The sequence below is a fragment of the Microbacterium sp. Leaf351 genome (assembly GCF_001423825.1).
Taxonomy (GTDB): Bacteria; Actinomycetota; Actinomycetes; order Actinomycetales; family Microbacteriaceae; genus Microbacterium; species Microbacterium ginsengisoli.
Map to the genome: position 1 here is coordinate 29,913 of NZ_LMPK01000035.1, position 15,743 is coordinate 45,655.

The window sequence follows — 15,743 nt, forward strand, 5'->3', positions numbered from 1 at the left end:
CACGATGACGGCGCCGAGCACCGCCCACACGAAGGAGATCATCGCCTCGCCGAGGGAGAAGCCGCCCGCGATCGCCGCGATCGCCGTGCGCAGGATCACGAGCGCGGTGGCGTCGTTGAGCAGGCTCTCGCCCGCGAGGATCGTGGTCACGCGGGGGGCGATGCCGAGCCGCTTGACGACCGAGGTGGCGACGGCGTCGGTAGGACTGAGGATCGCGCCGAGCGCGATGCCCAGCGGCAGGCTGAGCCCCGGGATCACCCAGGTGAACACGACCCCGAGGGCGACGGAGCTGAGCACGACGAGCAGCACCGACAGTCCCGCGATGGGGCGGATGTCGCGGCGGAACTCGATCGCCGGCAGGGCCACCGCCGAGGAGTAGAGCAGGGGCGGAAGCACGCCGACGAGGATCCATTCGGGGTCGACCCGTGGCAGGTCGGGGATGAACGGCAGCAGTGAGCAGAGCAGTCCGATCGCGACGAGGATGATGGGCCCGGCGACGTTGTGACGGCGGCCGAACGCAGTCACGACCGCGACGACGATGACTCCAGCGACGACGAACCACAGTCCTTCCACACCCGGACCCTATCGCTCCGCCCGGCCCACCGTGGAGGCGTGTCGGGCGGCCTCCTCGGCCTGCGGCAGACCCGCGAGTACCGTGAGGGGATGACGGTCAGCCAACTCGACGACGTGCTCTATCCGCCGATCGAGCCGTACGAGACCGGCATGCTGCTCGTGGGCGACGGCAACCGGGTCTTCTGGGAGCAGAGCGGCAATCCCGGGGGCAAACCGGTCGTCTTCCTTCACGGCGGCCCCGGCGGCGGCACGTCCGCCTGGCACCGCCGCTTCTTCGACCCCGAGCGCTACCGCATCGTGCTGCTCGACCAGCGCGGATGCGGCCGCAGCACCCCGCACGCGAGCGAGCCGGGTGCCGACCTCGCCTACAACACGACGTGGCACCTGGTGGCCGACATCGAGCTGCTGCGCCGCAACCTCGGCATCGACCGGTGGCAGGTCTTCGGCGGCTCGTGGGGCAGCGCGCTCGCCCTGGCGTACGCCGAGGCGCATCCGGAGGCTGTCAGCGAGCTCGTGCTGCGCGGGATCTTCACCCTCCGCCGCCACGAGCTGGAGTGGTTCTACGAGGGCGGGGCGAGCGCGCTCTTCCCCGACCTCTGGCAAGGGTTCCTCGCGCCGATCCCGGTGCTCGAGCGGTCCCGGCTGATCGAGGCGTACCACCGGCGGCTGTTCGACCCCGATCCGGCGGTGCACGTGCCGGCAGCGCTGGCGTGGACGACGTGGGAGGCCTCGACGATCACCCTCCGGCCCGACGCCGACACGGTGACCGGGATGTCCCGGCAGGAGCACGCCGTCGCGTTCGCGCGCATCGAGAACCACTACTTCGTGCACGAGGGCTGGTTCCGCGAGGGGCAGCTCATCGAGGACGCCGGGCGGCTGCGCGACATCCCGACCGTCATCGTGCAGGGCCGCTACGACGTCTGCACGCCGTTGATGACCGCGTGGGACCTGTCGCAGGCGCTGCCCGAGGCGCGCTTCATCGTCGTGGACGACGCGGGACATGCCGCGAGCGAGCCGGGCATCGCCCGGGCGCTGCGCGAGGCGACCGACGCCTTCGCGGCGGACTGAGCTCAGCGCCCGGCGATGAGGTCGGCGGCGACCTCGCCGATCACGATCGTCGGGGCGTTGGTGTGGCCGCGGATGATGACGGGCATCACCGAGGCATCCGCGACTCGCAGGCCGTCGACGCCGCGCACGCGCAGCTCGGGATCCACGACGGATGCCGCATCCGCGCCCATGCGCGCAGTGCCCACCGGGTGGTACAGCGTGTGGGAGTACGCGCGCAGGGAGCCGGCCACCCGCTGCTCGACGGTGAGGTTCTCGCCGTTCTCGGGCTGGATCCAGCGCCCGGTGGTCACGGCGCCGAGCGCCTGGGTGCCGACGAGCGCATCGCAGACGCGCAGGCCCGCCGAGAGGGTGTCGGCGTCGAGGCCGTCGGGGTCGCTGAGGTAGCGCGGGTCGATGACGGCTTTGGCGAGCGGGTCGGCGGAGGCGAGGGTCACCGTGCCGCGACTGCGGGGTCGCAGCAGGATCGCGCCGACCGTGATGCCGTCGCCCGGGAGTGGAACGAGGCCCTCCCCGACGTAGGGCGCGGCGGCGAAGATGATCTCGATGTCGGGGAGGCCCGCGGGCGCCTGCGTGCGGTCGGCGACGCCGGTGCGCACGAAGCCGTAGCCCTCGGCGACGTTGGAGGTCAGCATGCCGCGGTGGCGGGTGAGCCACTGCAGAGTCGGGGCGAGCTCCTCGCCGTGGAACAGAGTGCGTCCGGTCGCCTCTGGCGCGAGGCCGGCGACGAGGTGGTCCTGCAGGTTGGCGCCGACCTCGGGTGCGTCGACGACGGTGTCGATACCGTGGTCGCGCAGGTGGTCGGCGGGCCCGATGCCCGAGAGCATGAGCAGCTGCGGGGTGTTGACCGATCCGCCCGACAGCACGACCTCGCGGCGGGCGATGACACGACGGATGCTGCCCCGCACCGACAGCTCGACACCGACCGCACGTCCGTCCCGCACGATCACGCGCCGCGCGTGCGCGCCGGTGACCACCCGCAGGTTGCGGCGCCGGGCGGCGGGCCGCAGGTAGGTGTCGGCCGTGGAGGCGCGTCGCCCGCGGTGCGTGGTGAGCATCGTCTCGGAGAAGCCCTGGTCGTGCGGGTCGTTCGCGAGGGTCACCGGGTAGCCGAGCTCCCGTGCGGCGTCGAGGAACGCGGCGGTGTGGGGCTGCGGGCTGCTCTGACGCTCGACCCACTGCGGTCCGATGGTGCCGAGCGACGGGTCGTGGGCGAGGTCGGTGCGCTCGACGCGGCGGAAGTAGGGGGCGAGGTGCTCCCACGACCAGCGGTCGCCGGCGCTCTCGGCCCATTCGTCGTAGTCGGCGGCGAACCCGCGGATCCACATCATCGCGTTCAGCGACGACGAGCCGCCGAGCGTCTTGCCGCGCGGCCAGAACACGGTGCGCCCCTCGAGCTCGGGCTGCGGCACGGTGTCGTAGTTCCAGTCGTACCGTCCGCGGAACAGCTTCGAGAATGCGGCGGGCACGTGGATGTAGAGGTGCCGATCCACCGGGCCCGCCTCGAGCAGCAGCACCGAGACCGACGGATCCTCGCTGAGGCGGGCGGCGACGGCCGCGCCCGCCGACCCGGCCCCGACGACGATGTAGTCGGCGGCCTCCGGCAGGCGCGCGCTCATGATCCGAGCGCCTTCGTCAGGGTCGTCACGAGGGTGATCGGGCTGCCGGTTGCGCGGTAGCGGGTGAGGCCCTCGCTCACGGCCGTGCCCGTGCGCGAGGTCACGAACCAGGGCGGCTTCGGCAGGATCGTGAACCGGCTGCGCCCGAGCGATCGCGGCGCGGGGCGGAACGGCCCCCGCAGCACCGAGCGCTCGATGCGGTCGAGCAGGAAGGTGTTGTGCACGACACCGAGACCGCTGCCGACGTCGGCGACGGTGTGGCCGGGGAACGCGCCCCACGAGAGGGCCGGCGTGGCGAAGAGCACGCCCGTCCACGCGTTGATCGCGATGCCGCCGTAGCGCAGCGCCGCGATCTCCTCGTCGAAGGCCGCACCGAGCGTCGACTCGGTGACCGGGTCGACGAGCACGTTCGCGCCGAGCGTGCCCGCGAGCCGGTCGTTCGCGTGGGCGACCGCCGCCCGCAGGAACTCCCGCCCCTCGCCGGGCAGCTCGACGACGCCGAGCACGGGGGAGAAGTACTCCGTCGTCTCGAGGGCGGTGGCGGCATCCGCATCGCCGGCCTCGATCAGCAGGCGCTCGTCGCCGCAGTGCTGCGCGTCGGGGTAGTCGCTCTCGGCGGCCGACAGCTTCGCCGCCGAGTTCGGGTACCAGACCGGCCGCGCGGGCGCTCGGCCGTATGCCTCGCGCAGCGCCTGCAGGAAGGCGTCCTTCTGGGGCCAGGATGCCGCGAGCAGCACCACCTGCCCCGCGATGCAGTTGTGGCCGCTGTTGTGGAGGCGCATCGTGACGACGTGCTCCGCCTGGTAGCGCAGGTCGGCGTCCGACCATTCGCCGGGAACGACGATGATCGGGGAGACCCCGCCGAGCTCGGCGGTGATGGGGTGGGCCAGGCGCGGGTCGTCGGCGCGGCGGCGGGACGCGGCATCCTCGCCCTGCCCCCACACGATCGCGTCGAAGGTCACCGCGGACCCGGTGATGTGCACGTGGTCGACGCCCTCGTGGGCGGTGAGGTAGGCGCCGACGTCACCCGCGCCCCGCACGATGCGCAGGAATCCCGGCTCGATGAGCGCCGCGAGCGCGCGCTCGAAGATCGGCACGAGGGCGTCCTGCGTGGGGTTCACCTTGAGGATCGACACCCGTGAGAACGCGAGCAGCTCGTAGAGCACGTCGAGCACCGGGATCGAGGTGATGTTGCCGGCGCCGAGCACGAGTCCCACGCCGCCGGGCTCGGTCGGATGCCGCTGCGCGAGGCCCGCGGTGGCGGCGGCGTCCTGGGGGGTGACGCACGGTTCGAGCCAGACCTCGCCGGTGAAGCCGGAGAGCAGCACGTGGTCGACGGCGTGCGAGGGGAACGTGTGCACGCGGGTGCGCCCGCCCGGGCCGTCGTCGACGAACAGTTTCTCGATGGGGCTGCGGCCGGCGGCGAGTGCCTCGAGGCTCTCGATGTAGCCGTCGAGCCCGGTCAGCACGGCGTAGGGGCCCGAGAGCCACTCCTCGCCGACCAGCGGATGCCCGACGTGCAGGCCCTTCGAGCGCGCGGCGGTCTCGGCCCACTCCTGGGCGACGGCGCCGACCGCGGCGCGCACGCGCCTCAGCAGGGTCGCGCGCTGCGCGAGCGAGAACTGGGTCCAGACGCGGGATCCCGCGTGCAGGGCCGCGATCGCATGATCGATCTCGGTCCGGACGATCTCATCGATCGCGCTGGGGGGTGACGCGGGGGTCGATGTCATGGCACTCTCCTTCGCGTGCGGACGCCCTCAGCATAGGGATGTCGCGCCCGGAGCACCATGGCATCGAGTGTCAGGGATGCCGCGACTCGGTGCCGCGGCATCCGATCACTCAGATGAGGGCGAGCTCGGTGAGCTTCGCCTCGACGTCGGCGTTGCTCGGCTCGACGTGGAAGGTCGCGTCGGGGTAGACGACGACGGGGATGTTCGTGCGGCCCGAGATCTCGCGCGCGATGTCCGCCGCGGCGGGCTCGGCCTCGAGGTCGACGTAGTCGTACGCGACGCCGAGCTCATCGAGCTGGGACTTCGTGCGCCGGCAGTCGCGGCACCACTCCGCGCCGTACATGGTGATGGTGGTGGAGTCGATGGTCATGACTCCAGCGTAGGGCGGATTATAGGTCTCGGCTTGATTACGATTTGGCTATCCGACCCCCATGGTTCTCCACATTCCGGGCAAATCATAGGGTGCGGCATGCCAGCATGGTGGTCGGCGTCGCTGGTCGACGTCACTTCCTCGCTACACGGAGGCGAATGCCATGCAGGTGACTGTCGTCGTCCCGACCTACAACGAGGCTCCCAACGTCGCCGAGCTCGTTCGCCGGGTCGCTGCCGCGACCCCTTCTCTCGACCTCGAGATCCTCTTCGTCGACGATTCCACCGACGACACTCCGCGCGTCATCGAGCAGGTCGCCGAGACCGCCCCGATCCCGGTGCGCATGCTGCACCGCGAGGACTCGGTGGGCGGACTCTCCGGCGCGGTCGTGGCGGGCCTTCAGGCCGCGCACGCCGACGTCTGCATCGTGATGGACGGTGACCTGCAGCATCCGCCCGAGGACATCGTGAACCTGGTCGCCCGCCACGCCCGCGGCGACGTCGATGTCGTGGTGGCCTCGCGCTACACGGAGAACGGCGAGAACGGCGGCCTGTCGAACGCCCTCCGCGTGTTCGTGTCGCAGGCCTCGACCAACCTCACCAAGGCGCTGTTCCCGAAGAAGCTCAAGAACGTCACCGACCCGATGACCGGCTTCTTCCTCGTCGACCGCACTGCGTTCGACGTCAACGACCTGAAGCCGCGCGGCTTCAAGATCCTGCTCGAGATCCTGGCGCGCGAGTCGCTGCGGGTCGCGGAGATCCCCTTCTCGTTCCAGTCGCGTCACGCCGGCGAGTCGAAGGCGTCCCTCGCGCAGGGACTGAGCTTCCTCACCCAGCTGTTCGCGCTGCGGTTCGGCCGCATGTCGCTGTTCGCCGTGATCGGTGCGCTCGGCGCGGTCGCGAACGTCGTCATCATGTGGATGCTGGTGCACACCGGCGTGAACTACATGGTCGCCGCGATCATCTCGGCCGAGGTGACGATCATCGGCAACTTCGTGCTGCAGGAGCGGTTCGTCTTCCACGACATGAAGGAGCAGGCGTCGGCCATCTGGTCGCGCTTCGTGAAGTCGTTCGGCTTCAACAACGCCGAGGCCGCGGTGCGCATCGCGATCCTGCCGATCATGGTCTAGGCGCTGCACATCTCGAGTGTCATAGCCACCGCGATCACCCTCGTCGTCGCGTTCTTCGTGCGCTTCGCATTCCACAAGTTCGTGGTCTACGCGCCGCGCCGCGTCGCCGCCGCGCCCGCGACGGCCGTCGCGCCGCGCACCGGCGTCATCGACGAGCTCGACACCAAGCCCGTCGCGACCAGCGAGGTCTGATCCTCCGGTCGGTGTCAGTCGACCGCCCGCGCGAACGCCGCCATCGACATGCCGTAGTCGATGCGCACGCACGGCAGCTCGAGTTTCGGCGTGCCGACCCGCACGCGCCCGGCCTTCGTCGTGCGGGCCAGGATGAACCCGGCGTCTCGCAGACCCGCTTCGGCTGTCGCGTTGTAGTGCCCGAACGGGTAGGCCATCACCTCCGCCACACCGAGGATCCGCGCCGACTCGGTCATGTCCGCCGCGATCTGCGCCTCGGTGAGGTTCACCATCTTGCCCTTCCCGTTCGCGCCGGCTTCGTGCATGTCGTGCGTGTGCGAGCGGAGGATCACCCAGGGCGACGGCGAGGGCGGTGAGGTCCACCGTGTGATCGCGAACGACGTCGTCAGCAGTCGGTACTTCGTGACCACCGGCACGGCGAGCTCGTACCAGGTCTTGTCCGCGTCGTCGTCGGTGATGATCACCGACCGCTCGGGCAGCCACAGCGTGCCGTCGATGAAGGCGCTCAGTTCGTCCCAGGTCGGCAGGTAGAAGCCGCCGTCGGCGAGATAGGCGAGCTGCTTCTCGAAGTCGCCGATGTACGTGTAGTTGCCGCGCAGCGGGTTGTGCTCGCCGCCGGGCTTCGTCGTGAACTGGTGGTACATGAGGATCGGCACCGTGGTGCGCGACGCGGTGGCCGCGGCATCCGAGAGCCATCCGGCGTGCAGCGTGCGCTGCCGGTTGTCGCACGTGGCGAGCTGGGCGCCGTTGATGCGCTGGGTGCGGTCGAGAGCGGATGCCGCGGCCGCCGTCGCGTACCAGCCGGCGAACACGCGGCCCGCGGCGGCCGGAACGGGGAGGGTCGGGTAGAGCGCGCCGCTGGTCACGAGGGCGGGCTCGGCGGTGACACTGTCGCCGGCGAAGGTGAGCGCACAGGTCGCCGGGTCGGGGTGTGCGGCGAGCAGCCGTTCGGCGGCGGTGAGCGGCGTCGGCACGACCGTGGGGGTCGGGACCTCCGCGCTCCCGGTCGGGCCCGCGGGCGCGTCACCCTCAGCGACGCACCCGGACAGCAGCAGGGCCGTGACGGCCGCGAGCGCGGCGACGGCGTATCGATGTCTGTGCGCGCGAACGCGCAGCGGCAGTGACGCCATGATTCCCCCAGCGACGTCATCCCCAGACGTCTACCGCAGTCTATGCGCGGGCGCGCCGGGTTCCCGGGTGGGCATAGGGCCGCGGCCTAGACTGAGCCGCGCCCGCGGCGCCGCGGGAGGGCCGCGTCGGCGCGGCATCCGAGTTCCAGCCCGAAGGGGAACCATGACCCTCTCGCCCGCCGGTGCCGCATTCCGCGACGCCCGTGACTTTCTGCTCGCCCGCGGATCCGACCCGGTCGCCGCCCACGCCGAGTTCCGCTGGCCCGACGTCGGCGAGCACTTCAACTTCGCGGTCGACTGGTTCGACGGCATCGCCGAGGGCAACGACCGCGTCGCCCTGCGCGTGGTCGAGGAGGACGGCACCGAGGCGACCCGCACGTTCGAGCAGTTGCGCGTGCGATCGAACCAGGTGGCGAACTGGCTGACGGCCGCGGGCGTGCGCCGCGGCGACGCCGTCATGCTCATGCTCGACAACCGGGTGGAGCTGTGGGAGGCGATGCTCGCGATCCTGAAGCTCGGCGCCGTGATCCTGCCGACGTCGGTCGTGCTCGGCTCCGCCGATCTTGCTGAGCGCCTCGAGCGCGCGAACGTGCGGGTCGTCATCGCCGACCACGTCGACGCGGCGAAGTTCGACGAGTTCGACCTCGACCTCGTGCGGGTGAACGTGGGCGAGCACCGTGACGGCTGGCTCGATTTCGCCGCGTCGACGGATGCCGCCCCCACCCCGCCGGGCGTCGTCACCGACTCGACCGACCCTGCCATCGTCTATTTCACGAGCGGCACGACCTCGCGGCCGAAGATCGTCGAGCACACCCACGTGTCGTACCCGGTCGGCCACCTCAGCACGACGTACTGGATCGGCGTGCGCCCGGGCGACGTGCACATGACCATCAGCGCCCCCGGTTGGGGCAAGCACGCGTGGAGCCTGTTCTTCGCGCCGTGGATCGCCGAGGCATCCATCTTCGTCTTCAACTACAAGCGGTTCGATGCGGCGGCCCTCGTCGACCAGCTCGACCGGCACGGGGTGAACACCTTCTGCGCCCCGCCGACGGTGTGGCGCATGCTCATCCAGGCCGACCTCGAGAAGCGTCCCGCGGGTCTGCGCGAGCTGCTGTCGGCGGGCGAGCCGCTCAACCCCGAGGTCATCCAGACGATCGAGCGGTGGTGGGGCATCCAGATCCGCGACGGCTACGGTCAGACCGAGCTGACCGCGGTGATCGGCAACACCCCGGGCGTGCCGCTCAAGCCCGGCTCGATGGGGCATCCGCTGCCGGGCGTCGACATCGTGCTGGTCGACCCGATCACGGGCGAGGTCGCCGACGAGGGCGAGATCTGCCTGCCGCTCGAGCCCCGCCGGCCGCTGAACCTCATGACCGGCTACGTCGGCGAGCCCGACCGCACGGCGAAGGTCGAGCACGACGGCTACTACCACACGAGCGATGTCGCGACCCGGGACGCCGACGGGTTCCTGACCTTCGTCGGCCGCACCGACGACGTGTTCAAGGCGAGCGACTTCAAGGTGTCGCCGTTCGAGGTGGAGAGCATCCTGCTCGAGCACCCGGCGGTCGCCGAGGCCGGTGTCGTGGGCGCGCCCGACGCGCTTCGTCTCAACGTCGTGAAGGCCTACGTGGCCCTCGCGAAGGGCGCCGAGCCCGACGCTGAGACGGCGCGGAGCATCCTCGCGCACGCGCGCACGCACATGCCGCCGTTCATGCGCGTGCGCCGGGTGGAGTTCTTCGAGATGCCGAAGACGATCTCCGGCAAGATCCGCCGCGTCGAGCTGCGCGAGCGCGAGCAGGAGCACGAGGGAACGCGCATCACGACGGAGTTCCGCGAGCAGGACTTCCCGGGTCTGAAGGACTAAGTCAGGCGCGCGGCCGGCGGCCCGCGGCATCCATTCCGCGCCCGGTCGGCGCGGGCGGGGCGTTGCGCGTGCCGAGGTGGGGCGCGCCGAGGCCCGTGACGAACAGGTCGACCCCGAATGCGAACGCCTCGTGCGGCGGGGTGTCGTCGAGGGCGCTGCCGGCGGGCACGACCCCGAGACTGTCGAACTGCAGGCGCTGCTGCTCGTATCCGACCTGCCCGAGCACGAAGTGCAGCAGGGCGACCGCGGCGCGCCGGGAGGTCGCGGCGTCGAACCCGCCGCCGGCGATCGCGTCGGCGAGCCGGGTGACGGATGCCTCGCCCCCGAGCCCGAGCGCGAGGGTCGAGGCGACGAGCTCCGCGCCGTCGCGGTAGGCGAGCAGGGCGTCGCGGAGCGCGGCGGCTTCGGCGCGCACGGGCTCGGGCCACGCGGCATCCGTCACCGCGACCGGTCGCACGCGCGCGACGATGCGGTCGGCGAGGTCGGCGAGCAGGCTCTGCTTGTTGGGGAAGTGCCAGTAGAGGGCGCTCGGCTGCACGTCGAGGGAGGTGGCGAGCCGGCGCATGGTGAGGTCGGCGAGGCCCCACTCGTCGAGGATCGCGAGGGCGGCCAGGGCGACGCCGTCACGGGTGTGACGTCTCGGGGCGGAGTCGGCGGGCACGATGTCACTATACTGAACGCCGTTCAGGTGAACAGTGTTCAGGTAACCCGTCCCGAAGGATCCCCATGGCCGCCACCCGTCGCATCGACGCGACAGACCTCGCCCGCGTCGCCGTCTTCGCCGCCCTCATCGCCGTGCTCGGCCTGCCGGGCAGCATCAACATCGGTCCCGTGCCGATCACCCCGCAGACGCTCGGCGTCATGCTCGCGGGCGCGATCCTCGGGCCGTGGCTCGGCGCGCTCTCGGTGACCGTGCTGCTCGCGCTCGTCGCCGTGGGCCTCCCGCTCCTCGCCGGTGGCCGCGGCGGCTTCGCCGTCTTCGTGGGCCCGACCGTCGGCTACATGCTCGGCTGGATCCTCGGGGCGATCGTCATCGGACTCGTCGTGCGCATCGGTGGCCGCATCCACTGGACCACCACGATCGCGGGACTGCTGCTCGGCGGCATCGTCGCGATCTACGCGGTGGGCGTCCCGTTCGTCGCCCTGATCGTGCGCATTCCGCTGGATGCCGCGGCCATCTCATCGATCGCGTTCATCCCCGGTGACCTCATCAAGGTCGCCATCGCGACGGTCGTGGTGCTCACCCTCTGGCGTGCGTACCCGCGCGCCTTCCGGCTCGCGCCGCGCCCGGCGCCTGCGACCACGGCGGTGCCCGTGATCGCCGACGGCCAGGCATGATCGGAGCATGACCGGCATCCGACTCGAGAACGTCGGCGTCGTCGCGGGCGCCGTCGAGGTGCTGGTGGATGTCTCGCTGCACCTCGACGCCCGCACGGTCGCCGTCATCGGGGCGAACGGCTCGGGCAAGTCGACGTTCGCCCGGCTCGTGGGAGGCCTCGGGGCCGCGACATCCGGCTCACTCGGCGTGCTCGGACTCGATCCCCGGCGCGACGCCGCCGAGCTTCGGCGCCGGGTGGCGTTCGTGTTCTCGAACCCGGACGCGCAGATCGTCATGCCCACCGTGCGCGAGGACGTCGAGTTCTCGCTGCGTTCGCTGCGTCTCCCGCGCGCCGAGGCTGCGGAACGGGTCGATGCGGCACTCGACCGGTTCGGGCTGGCGCCGCTCGCCGACCGCGCGGCGCACGAGCTCTCGAGCGGTCAGAAGCAGCTGCTCGCCGTGTGCGGCGCGTTCGTGCGGCGGCCCGACCTCGTGATCGCCGACGAGCCGACGGGAATGCTCGACGCCCGCAACGCGCGTCGCGTCGCCGACCACCTGTTCGAGGCGGCCGGGCATCGGCTGCTGCTCGTCACGCACGACCTCGCGCTCGCCGCGCGCTGCGAGACGGCCGTGCTCTTTGACGGAGGGCGCCTGATCGAGGTCGGGCCTCCCGCCGAGGTCATCGCCCGGTACGACGCGATCGTGGCGGATGCCCCGTGCTGAGCCTCTACGTCGACGGTGACGGCCTGCTGCACCGCGCCCGGCCGGGCGTCAAGATCGTGCTGGTGCTCGTGGTGGTGCTGGCGATCTCGCTGCTTCCGACGGCGTGGTGGGCGCTCGCGCCCGCGGTGCTGGCGCCGGTCGCCCTGTTCCTCCTCGGCGGACTCGGGATGCCGCAGCTCGGACGCCAGCTCTGGGCGCTGCGGTGGCTCGCGGTCGTGAGCCTGATCGGACAGGTCATCTTCCTCGGCATCGAGCCCGCGGTCATCAACACCGTGCGCGTGCTCGCGGCGGTGGCGGCGGCATCCGTACTCGCACTCACGACCCGCGTGACGGCGCTGCTCGGCGCGCTCGAGGTGGGGCTCGCGCCACTGCGGTTCGTGCGGATCGATCCCGAGCGGACGGCGCTGCTGCTCGTCGTCACCTTCGCGACCATCCCCGTGCTGGCCTCCCTCGCCGGCGAGGTGCGCGAGACGCTGCGCGCCCGCGGTGCTCGGGCGACGCCCCGCGCCTTCACCGTGCCGTACGTGGTGCTCGCGCTGCAGCACGCCGACCGGCTCGGCGAGGCGCTCGCGGCCCGCGGGGTCGGCTGACCGGTGACCTCACGACGGCGGGGGCCCCGAGACCGGGACCCCCGCCGTCCTGACCGTGCTCAGCCGTCGGCTCCCGCCGGCGTCGTGGTCACCGCGGTTCCCTCGAGCTTGTTCGCCGCTTCGGCGTAGCTGTTGGTGAACGTGTCGGAGATCGTGACCTTCGACGTGTCGACGCCGATCAGCTTCTCCATCGCGAAGATCGTCTTCGGGCCACCCGCGGGCATGATCCCGTCGGGAAGGAATTGCCCCTTGTCGGTCGTGAGGCCGGCGATGTACTGGTCCTTCGTGATGGTGCTGTTCTGCACGAAGTCGGCAGGCAGCGCGTTGGCGATGTCCGTCGCGGTGTGGGTGTCGATCCAGTGCATCGTCGCGACGAGCGCGTCGACGACCTTCTGCGTCTCGTCCTGGTGGGCGGCGACCCAATCGGCGCGGCCGAGCAGGCCCGCCGCCGGCCACGCACCGCCGAGCGCCTTCTGGGCGCCGGCCGTCGTCGCGAGGTCGATCGCGGTCGAGGCGAGGTTCTTCGACTCGAGTGCGCCGACGGTCGGCTGGGTCGTCATCACGCAGTCCGCCGAGCCTCGCTGGATCGCCGCGATGGCCGTGGAGCCTGCGCCGACCGCGAGGGTCGTGTAGTCGTTGTGGGCGACGCCGGCCTGGGCGGCGATGAACTGGGTGAGCTCGTCGGTGCCCGACCCGAGGTCGGTGACGCCGAGGGTCTTGCCCTTGAAGTCGGCCGCGGAGGTGACGCCGCTCTTCGAACTGCACATCTCACGCTCACCGGGGGCGCCCGACAGCTGCACCACGTTGATGACGTTCTTGCCCTTCGACTGGAAGTCGACGGTGTGGATGTACCACGCGCCGGCGAAGTCGACCTGGCCGGAGGCCATGGCGTCCTCGGCGCCGACACCGCCGTTCTGCTCGGTCGACAGCTGCACGTTGACGCCGTACTTCTGGTAGAAGCCGAGGCTCTGGGCGAGCTGGTAGGGGAGGTAGATCTGCTTGTCGATGCCGCCGACCATGATCGTCACGGTCGGGAGGTCGGTCGATCCGGCGCTCGCGGTGGTTGATCCGCTGCCGGCGCAGCCGGCGAGCGAGAGGGTCGCGAGGCCGACGGCGGCCATGGCGAGGAGTGCGCGTTTCTTCATTGAAATGCCTTTCTGTGGATGTGATGCAGGGCGGGCCCGGGAGCACGCCGCAGGGTGTCGACGGGGTCGACGATCAGGGGGCGGATGCCGCGGTCAGATGCTCTGCGCCTCGGACCGCACAGGGGGACGCCACTTGAGCACCGCATGCTCGAGCAGCGTGATGAGGTACTCGGCGACGAGGGTGAACACGGCGATGATCGCCATGCAGGCGAACACGGTGTTCGGGTCGAAGTTGCCCTGGGCCTGGCTGATGATCAGGCCGATGCCCTTCTGCGCCCCGAGCACCTCCGCGACGAGGGCGCCGATGATGGCGAACCCGAACGCGGTGTGCAGGCTCGCGATGATCCAGGTCATCGCCGACGGGATGGTGACGTGCCGCGCGACCTGCAGCGGGGTCGCCCCGAGCACGCGCACGTTGGAGACGAGGTTCTGGTCGACCTCGCGCACGCCCTGGAACGCATTGAAGAACACCGCGAAGAAGACGAGCACCGCCGCCAGCAGCACCTTCGGGAAGATCCCGAGGCCGAACGCGACGATGAAGATCGAGCCGAGCACGATGCGGGGGATCGAGTTGAGCACCTTGATGTACGGGCCGAACACCGCCGACAGGTAGCGGTTCGTCCCCAGCAGGATGCCGAGGATGACGCCCACGACGGTGCCCAGCGCGAAGCCGTAGAGGGCTTCCTGCACCGTGACCCAGAGGTTCTCCCAGATCGAGCCGAACGCCGTTCCGACGGTGAACAGCCGCACCAGGCTGTCCCAGATGCCGCTCGGCTGGCCGAAGAAGAACGGATCGACCCAGCCGAGCTCGGTGAACAGCTGCCAGCCGCCGATGACCACGACGGCGAGCAGGATGCGTCCGATCCACACCCAGGCGATGCGGCGGCGCCGGCTGGCGCGCGCGGCGGACTGGATGCTCGTCTCGGATGCGGCGGCGGCGCCCGGCAGGCTCACGGCGGTCATGCCGCATCCGCCGTCCGTGCGTACGCGCGAGTGACCTCGTCGCGCAGCGACTGCCAGATCTGGCCCTGCAGCTCGAGGAACCGCGCCTCGTGGCGGATCTCCTGTACGTCGCCGCGGGGTCGGGGCAGGTCGATGTCGAACACGTCCTTGACGGTGCCGGGACTCGTGGTCATGATCACCACGCGGTCCGCCAGGGCGACGGCCTCATCGAGGTCGTGTGTGATGAACAGCACCGAGGGCCGGTACTCCTCCCACAGCGCCAGCAGCTCGGTCTGCATGATCGCCTTGGTCTGCACGTCGAGGGCGCCGAACGGCTCGTCCATCAGGAGGATGCGCGGGTTGTTGATCAGGGCGGCCGCCATCGCGACGCGCTTGCGCATGCCGCCGGAGAGCTGGTGCGGGTAGCGGTCCTCGAAGCCGGCGAGGCCGACACGTCGGATCCAGTCGCGCGCGAGCACCGTCGCCTGTGCCCGCGGCATGCCCTTGAGCACGGGCCCGATCTTCACGTTGTCGAGCACGGTCTTCCAGGGGAAGAGCGAGTCGGCCTGGAACATGAAGCTGACGCCGTCGGTGATGCCGTCGACCCGCGTGCCGCCGACCGACACGTGCCCGGCGCTCGGTTTGTCGAGACCGGACACCTGTCCGAGGGTCGTCGACTTGCCGCATCCTGTCGGTCCGACGATGGCGCAGAACTGGCCGGGTTCGACGGTGAGCGACACGTCGCGGATCGCGGTGAACGCCTCGCCCTTCGGGGTGAGGAAGCGCTTGGTGAGTCCGACGATGTCGATGCGCGCGCCGTCGTCGCGATGGCCGGGGCCGCGCGAGGGGGTGTCGTCCATGGCAAGACCTCTCTGTCTTGGTGAGCGGGAACCTCCGGGGAGGAGTGGACCCATCGTGCGAGAGCGGACGCCGCGTCGTCGCGGTTCTGCGGGTTCGTCTCCTTGTGCCCGTTGCGCGGCTTCTGCGCGTTTCGCGCACCGGTGCGCCTTGCCATCGGTGCGTCGAGGACTCACAATCACTGGGTGCGACGGCGCATGCGGAAGATCTCGAGCCAGATCCTGTTGGCCCAGGTGGTGATCCTCACCGCCTCGATGGCGTTCGGGTTCTTGCTGCTCACGCAGACGGTGCGCGCCAACCTCGATCGCGATTTCGAGGCGCGGGCGGCCGCGATCGCGCAGACGGTCGCGAGCGTGCCGATGGTGCAGCAGTGCATGGTGCCCGGGGCGGCTGCGGCGTGCGCCGGCCAGCTGCAGGAGTACGCGACAGCGACGATGTCCTCGACGGGCGCGTCGTACGTGGTGCTGATCGACATGCAGGGAATCCGACACTCCC

General features: G+C 70.8%; 17 protein-coding genes. 8 read left to right on the plus strand and 9 right to left on the minus strand.

Going from position 1 to position 15,743, the window contains the following annotated elements:
• Positions 1 to 573: cation:proton antiporter domain-containing protein (locus ASG00_RS18225; RefSeq protein WP_235559514.1), on the minus strand; the 573-nt coding region annotated here is incomplete at its 3' end.
• A gap of 90 nt (positions 574 to 663) precedes the next feature.
• Between ASG00_RS18225 and pip the strand changes: the two genes are divergently transcribed.
• On the plus strand, positions 664 to 1,641 hold the full coding sequence (gene pip / locus ASG00_RS11215) for a prolyl aminopeptidase (protein WP_056209860.1): 978 nt from the start codon (positions 664 to 666) through the stop codon (positions 1,639 to 1,641).
• A 2-nt stretch (positions 1,642 to 1,643) separates the two neighbouring features.
• Here pip and ASG00_RS11220 read toward each other — a convergent pair whose 3' ends face one another.
• The 3 genes from ASG00_RS11220 to ASG00_RS11230 form a co-directional block, all read right to left on the minus strand.
• Complete coding sequence (locus ASG00_RS11220) at positions 1,644 to 3,257, minus strand: GMC family oxidoreductase (protein ID WP_056209627.1); 1,614 nt, start codon at positions 3,255 to 3,257, stop codon at positions 1,644 to 1,646.
• A complete protein-coding gene (locus tag ASG00_RS11225; RefSeq protein WP_056209630.1) occupies positions 3,254 to 4,987 on the minus strand; it encodes an aldehyde dehydrogenase family protein in 1,734 nt (577 codons plus the stop codon). Before ASG00_RS11225 ends, ASG00_RS11220 begins: the two co-directional genes overlap by 4 nt.
• A 109-nt stretch (positions 4,988 to 5,096) precedes the next feature.
• Complete coding sequence (locus ASG00_RS11230) at positions 5,097 to 5,357, minus strand: glutaredoxin domain-containing protein (protein ID WP_056209632.1); 261 nt, start codon at positions 5,355 to 5,357, stop codon at positions 5,097 to 5,099.
• Positions 5,358 to 5,520: 163 nt separating this feature from the next.
• Between ASG00_RS11230 and ASG00_RS11235 the strand changes: the two genes are divergently transcribed.
• Together ASG00_RS11235 and ASG00_RS18715 are read left to right on the plus strand one after the other, a co-directional pair.
• Entirely contained in the window at positions 5,521 to 6,486 is a 966-nt protein-coding gene (locus ASG00_RS11235) for a glycosyltransferase (RefSeq protein WP_235557473.1), read from the plus strand.
• Positions 6,487 to 6,543: 57 nt separating this feature from the next.
• Positions 6,544 to 6,678 (plus strand): hypothetical protein, encoded by a 135-nt coding sequence (locus ASG00_RS18715; protein WP_268768792.1) that lies wholly within the window; start codon positions 6,544 to 6,546, stop codon positions 6,676 to 6,678.
• 14 nt (positions 6,679 to 6,692) lie between these two features.
• On the opposite strand, the gene ASG00_RS11240 is transcribed toward ASG00_RS18715, so the two are convergent.
• The gene (locus ASG00_RS11240) at positions 6,693 to 7,808 is read right to left on the minus strand and encodes a polysaccharide deacetylase family protein (protein ID WP_056209635.1); all 1,116 of its coding nucleotides are present in this window, start codon (positions 7,806 to 7,808) and stop codon (positions 6,693 to 6,695) included.
• Positions 7,809 to 7,971: 163 nt separating this feature from the next.
• Here ASG00_RS11240 and ASG00_RS11245 point away from each other — a divergent pair, with 163 nt between their 5' ends.
• Positions 7,972 to 9,672 (plus strand): AMP-binding protein, encoded by a 1,701-nt coding sequence (locus ASG00_RS11245; RefSeq protein ID WP_056209638.1) that lies wholly within the window; start codon positions 7,972 to 7,974, stop codon positions 9,670 to 9,672.
• 1 nt (position 9,673) lies between these two features.
• Here ASG00_RS11245 and ASG00_RS14580 read toward each other — a convergent pair whose 3' ends face one another.
• On the minus strand, positions 9,674 to 10,333 hold the full coding sequence (locus ASG00_RS14580) for a TetR family transcriptional regulator (protein ID WP_268768791.1): 660 nt from the start codon (positions 10,331 to 10,333) through the stop codon (positions 9,674 to 9,676).
• Positions 10,334 to 10,398: 65 nt separating this feature from the next.
• On the opposite strand from ASG00_RS14580, the gene ASG00_RS11255 reads away from it, so the two are divergent.
• From ASG00_RS11255 to ASG00_RS11265, 3 genes are read left to right on the plus strand one after another with little or no spacing between them, the layout of a single operon-like run.
• A complete protein-coding gene (locus ASG00_RS11255) occupies positions 10,399 to 11,010 on the plus strand; it encodes a biotin transporter BioY (RefSeq protein WP_045247514.1) in 612 nt (203 codons plus the stop codon).
• A 7-nt stretch (positions 11,011 to 11,017) separates the two neighbouring features.
• Positions 11,018 to 11,713 carry an energy-coupling factor ABC transporter ATP-binding protein gene (locus ASG00_RS11260; protein WP_056209641.1) on the plus strand — a complete coding sequence of 232 codons (696 nt, stop codon included), beginning with the start codon at positions 11,018 to 11,020 and terminating at the stop codon, positions 11,711 to 11,713.
• A complete protein-coding gene (locus ASG00_RS11265; RefSeq protein WP_056209644.1) occupies positions 11,707 to 12,303 on the plus strand; it encodes a cobalt ABC transporter permease in 597 nt (198 codons plus the stop codon). Before ASG00_RS11260 ends, ASG00_RS11265 begins: the two co-directional genes overlap by 7 nt.
• A gap of 59 nt (positions 12,304 to 12,362) precedes the next feature.
• Here ASG00_RS11265 and ASG00_RS11270 read toward each other — a convergent pair whose 3' ends face one another.
• The 3 genes from ASG00_RS11270 to ASG00_RS11280 form a co-directional block, all read right to left on the minus strand.
• Complete coding sequence (locus ASG00_RS11270) at positions 12,363 to 13,448, minus strand: ABC transporter substrate-binding protein (protein ID WP_056209647.1); 1,086 nt, start codon at positions 13,446 to 13,448, stop codon at positions 12,363 to 12,365.
• 93 nt (positions 13,449 to 13,541) lie between these two features.
• A complete protein-coding gene (locus tag ASG00_RS11275) occupies positions 13,542 to 14,411 on the minus strand; it encodes an ABC transporter permease (RefSeq protein WP_045247510.1) in 870 nt (289 codons plus the stop codon).
• Positions 14,408 to 15,250 carry an ABC transporter ATP-binding protein gene (locus ASG00_RS11280; protein ID WP_045247509.1) on the minus strand — a complete coding sequence of 281 codons (843 nt, stop codon included), beginning with the start codon at positions 15,248 to 15,250 and terminating at the stop codon, positions 14,408 to 14,410. The genes ASG00_RS11275 and ASG00_RS11280 overlap by 4 nt, the downstream gene beginning before the upstream one ends.
• A 183-nt stretch (positions 15,251 to 15,433) precedes the next feature.
• Between ASG00_RS11280 and ASG00_RS15445 the strand changes: the two genes are divergently transcribed.
• On the plus strand, positions 15,434 to 15,743 hold a 310-nt coding region (locus ASG00_RS15445), incomplete at its 3' end, for a hypothetical protein (RefSeq protein WP_235559515.1).